A 3417-nucleotide genomic window follows, 5' to 3' on the forward strand; every position below is an offset into this window, starting at 1 on the left:
CCTCGCCACGGGGCCGTCGTTTTTCTTGAGTGAACTGCATTACCATAAAGCATTGTATTTTCAACAATACGAACCCACGCCAATTACGAAGAAACTCGACCTGTTTAATTGTTGTAAACACGCCTCGCACAGACACGTTTAAATACATTCCAAAATACGCCCTAAAGGCTACGAAACCTTGCGTCCTTACTTACGCATGCTTCAGAATCCGCCGGCTTGTGCGCTTCACCCCTGGCCTCTATCGTAGACCTGCCATTGCTCATCAGTGGTCGGGTTTAGTCGCCCGGATGGTTTTAGTAGGTGCATAAGCACCATTCAGTCAGGGCATTTCTATGTCTGCACTTGATGGTGGTTGTGCGCAGGGCGCCCTTGGGCGCGCCGGGCTTGCTAATTCCACCGGTCGACTAACCTGCGCACAGCCGCCACCCTTCTTTTAGTCGAGAACGGTTGCGGCCCTAGCTGAGGGAATTAGTTATGTTCAAGGTTACTCCCAACCCCCCGGATATCTATTCGGTACTCTACGACGACGCTTTCGACCCCGATAAGCTGAAAGAGGCGGCAGACCGCGCACTTAAGTTCTACCTCAACCCCGGGACGCCGAAAACGCAGATACGGCCCTACAAACCCGGCTCGATCTTCACAATCGACCCAGCGGTGGATGACGAAACGTTGCTCGTTGAGGCGTGCGAAAACCTGGCATCCGCCAATGTGCTGATCAGCGAACTCGCCGACATCACGGACGGCCCACGACGCCAGACGATGCTGGTGCTGCAGCGGGTCATCATGTTGGGGGAGTTAGCGGTCAATCGAGTACTGGATAACCACAAGCCTGGGTAGTTGCCAGGTCGTTGTGGGGGCGCCGCGAGCGCCCTCACAACAAACAAGCCAGCAAACGCTACAGCGTCTCTTGCTTATTCTGTTCAGCAACCCAAGAGCAACCGATCTCAAAATACCCCTAAAAAGCCCAAGCTACCCCTCCCTTCGACTCCTACAATCAGGTTGAATACGTAATGATCGAAACAGCGCCCACAGGAGCCCAGCATGACCGCAACCGTTCTGGTACTGGTTGAAACCGTCAACGAATACCTGCCGATCCTCGAGCGCCAGGGCTATCACCTGGAGTTGGCCCCCACGCCCGCCGAACGCAAGGCAGCGATTTTCGAACACGGCGACCGATTCAGCGCGGTGTTGACCCGTGGCCCCTTGGGCTTGACCGCCGAGGAAATGGCCGCCCTGCCCAACCTCAAGATCATCTGCGTGATCGGCGCCGGTTATGAACAAGTGGACCTGCAAGCCGCCAGCGACCGAGGCATCGTCGTCACCAACGGTGCCGGGGTCAACGCTTCGTCGGTGGCCGACCATGCCATGGCATTGTTGCTGGCACTGGTGCGCGATGTGCCTCGATCCGATGCCGCCCTGCGCCGGGGCGAATGGCCGCGAAGCACGCGCCCTTCCCTCGCCGGCAAGCACCTGGGCGTGCTGGGACTCGGCGCCGTGGGCATGGCGATTGCCAAGCGGGCCGCCCTAGGTTTCGACATGAACGTCAGCTACCACAATCGCCGCGTGCGCACCGACGTGCCCTACACCTTCTGCGCCACGCCCACGGAACTGGCGCGAGTTTCCGATTTCTTGATCGTTGCGACGCCTGGCGGCCTGGATACCCGGCAACTGATCAACAAACAGGCCCTCGATGCGCTGGGACCCAACGGCTTCCTGGTGAATATCGCCCGGGGCAGCGTGGTCGCCACCGCCGACCTGATCAGTGCCCTTGAACATCGGCGAATTGCCGGGGCTGCGCTGGACGTATTCGACCATGAGCCCGAAGTACCCGACGCCCTCAAGCATTTGCCCAACGTCGTGCTGACACCTCACGTGGCCGGGCTGTCGCCGGAAGCGACACGCGCCATGGTGGAGCTGGTCGGCGATAACCTGAACGCGTTCTTTTCCGGCAAGCCGGTGCTGACGCCGGTGGAGCTGCCCGACGCGCAGCATTTAAAGCACCCCGAGTAACGTCCACAGCCGTCGGGACTCGGCATCGGCACTGATCAGTTCACCCAGCAATTCGCTCAGCGGCTTGTTGCCCCACTCCACACCGCGCCGGATCAGATAGGGCACGGGGCTGTGGGGTTCGGTGCGCGCCAGGTAACCAGCGATGACCAGCAGCTGTCGATAGGCCTCTTCACGATTGGCCGGTTCCTGGAAGACCTGGGCAGGTGCCACCGTCGGCTGGGAGGTCGGCGTCGTTGCCACCGTAGGCGTTTGCGCGGGCACGACGGCGGGTTGCTGTGGATGCATCGCGATGAACTCCTCTATCAATGCCAACATGGCTTGCATCACGTCCTGCAAGGATTTGTAGCCCGGGGCCAGGTTGCCCAGGTACGCGTCGCTCCAGGCTTCGAGTCGTTGCAGATGCTGCAGGCTTAACATCAGGCTGCCCTGGCGATGCAACCAGAAGGACAAGGGAGTGCCGCGAATCAGTTCGCTGAGTTTCTTTTGTTCGTTGCGCGCGGCCTCCGCCGAGGCCTTGGCATTCTTGCTGTCGTTGCCCAGCACTTGCTGGCGCTGCAGGCGCTGCCAATCGTCCAGGCTGAAACCCGCGAAGGCTGGGTCACGGCCATCAAGCAATGGCACCCGCGTCAGCAGCACTTCGCTGTAGCGACGAGCCAGCCACTCCAGCGGAATCACCCGCCACGATTGATCGCTGTCCTCAGCAAGGGGATGCAGGTGTTCCGGATAGCGTTCACATAGCCCCGCCACCAGCGCCAGGCTGCCGGGCAAACCCTCTAGCCCGGCCAGGTGAAGCCAGGCCTCCCCCAGCCAGGCGCTGATCATCAGGTCCTTGCTGCGCTCAAGTAGCAACGTGGTCGCGAGCCGCTCCAGATCCGGCCAAAGCGCGCGCTTGATCGAAGACTGCCACACGCCAGTGGGCAGGCTGGTGTCGTCCTCCCGGCGCAACTCGCGCAGTTGGTCGTACTCCGTTTCGTAGCGCAGGTCCTGGCCGCAGGGCGACTCGACGCTGATCGGCTCGAGCAGTTGGCTGACCAATTCGGGCAAAGGGGTTATCGGCAAACTCACAGGCCCTCCTCACGGGTAGCAATGGCAGGCCTCGACGCAGGCGCCAGGAAAGGCGAACGGGGCGCCTGCGTCGGCAGTGGCGGGATCGACAGCGGCAATTTGGAACCCTGGCTCATCAACGACAGGCGCACGAACATCAAGGTCTGCTGCGCGGTGCGGGCCTGGGTCTGGGCGGTCACCGGCAGTTGCACCGCCAGGGGGAAATCGGTGTAGTCGACATTCGGCTGGCGTTGAGCCGAGCCCAGCGAACGCATCAGGCGCAACAATGACCATGGCCCCTGGTATTCCCAGCCGGCTTCGAGGTCGCGCACCACCAGGTTCGGTTGCAACGGGTCGTTGGCC

The 3417-nt window shown here is 61.2% G+C and carries 4 protein-coding genes; 2 read left to right on the forward strand and 2 right to left on the reverse strand.

The features are described 5' to 3' along the window. The first annotated feature begins 474 nt into the window (after positions 1 to 474). Together OC610_RS23690 and OC610_RS23695 are read left to right on the forward strand one after the other, a co-directional pair. Positions 475 to 837 carry a DUF6124 family protein gene (locus OC610_RS23690; protein WP_264431291.1) on the forward strand — a complete coding sequence of 121 codons (363 nt, stop codon included), beginning with the start codon at positions 475 to 477 and terminating at the stop codon, positions 835 to 837. 204 nt (positions 838 to 1041) lie between these two features. Continuing rightward, the gene (locus tag OC610_RS23695; RefSeq protein ID WP_264431294.1) at positions 1042 to 2010 is read left to right on the forward strand and encodes a 2-hydroxyacid dehydrogenase; all 969 of its coding nucleotides are present in this window, start codon (positions 1042 to 1044) and stop codon (positions 2008 to 2010) included. Here OC610_RS23695 and tssA read toward each other — a convergent pair. Then, the gene (tssA, locus tag OC610_RS23700; protein ID WP_264431297.1) at positions 1993 to 3075 is read right to left on the reverse strand and encodes a type VI secretion system protein TssA; all 1083 of its coding nucleotides are present in this window, start codon (positions 3073 to 3075) and stop codon (positions 1993 to 1995) included. The two genes, OC610_RS23695 and tssA, sit on opposite strands and share 18 nt — an antisense overlap. After that, positions 3072 to 3417, reverse strand: a 346-nt coding sequence (locus tag OC610_RS23705; RefSeq protein WP_264431300.1) for a hypothetical protein, incomplete at its 5' end; no start/stop codon positions are given. The genes OC610_RS23705 and tssA, both read right to left, overlap by 4 nt.

The sequence above is a fragment of the Pseudomonas agronomica genome, assembly GCF_025917275.1.
In the GTDB taxonomy this organism is placed as follows: domain Bacteria; phylum Pseudomonadota; class Gammaproteobacteria; order Pseudomonadales; family Pseudomonadaceae; genus Aquipseudomonas; species Aquipseudomonas agronomica.

Excerpts from the sequence above, each read along its gene's own strand:
- OC610_RS23690 (WP_264431291.1), top strand. The coding sequence starts at position 475 with ATGTTCAAGGTTACTCCCAACCCCCCGGATATCTATTCGGTACTCTAC.
- OC610_RS23695 (WP_264431294.1), top strand. The coding sequence starts at position 1,042 with ATGACCGCAACCGTTCTGGTACTGGTTGAAACCGTCAACGAATACCTG.